This is a genomic window from Aeromonas tecta (assembly GCF_000820185.1).
GTDB classification, from domain to species: domain Bacteria; phylum Pseudomonadota; class Gammaproteobacteria; order Enterobacterales; family Aeromonadaceae; genus Aeromonas; species Aeromonas tecta.
The window spans coordinates 1-512 of sequence record NZ_CDCA01000040.1 but is presented as its reverse complement, the minus strand read 5'-3'; the positions used below and the strand labels follow the sequence as shown (position 1 = coordinate 512).

Genomic DNA, 512 nt, shown 5'->3' with positions numbered 1-512 from the left:
GCCATCGCCACCGTCAACACTGCCGGCTTGGCCACGACCCTCATTGCAGGTTCGACCACGATCTCCGCCAGCTTGAATGGGATCACTACATTTGCACACCTGGATGTGACCGCGGCAACTCTGACTGCAATCCAGCTTACCCCGGCCGCCGCTTCGATCGTCGCCGGCCTGACCCAGCAGTACATCGCACAAGGCATTTACTCTGATAACTCCAGTGTCGATATCAGCAACGCCGTCGCCTGGCACAGCAGTGATACCGCCATCGCCACCGTCAACACCACCGGCTTGGCCACGGCCCTCACTGCAGGCCCTGCCACCATCTCCATCAGCCTGAATGGGATTAGCGCAACTGCGTATCTGAACGTGACCGCAGCCACCCTCACCGCTATCCAACTCACTCCGGCCGCCGCTTCGATCGCCGCCGGCCTGACCCAGCAGTACATCGCACAAGGCACTTACTCTGATAACTCCAGTGTCGATATCAGCAACATGGTCGCCTGGCACAGCAGTGA

The 512-nt window shown here is 60.0% G+C and carries 1 protein-coding gene; it reads left to right on the top strand.

The features are described 5' to 3' along the window. On the top strand, positions 1–512 hold a 512-nt coding region (locus tag BN1137_RS19165), incomplete at both ends, for an Ig-like domain-containing protein (RefSeq protein WP_198150678.1).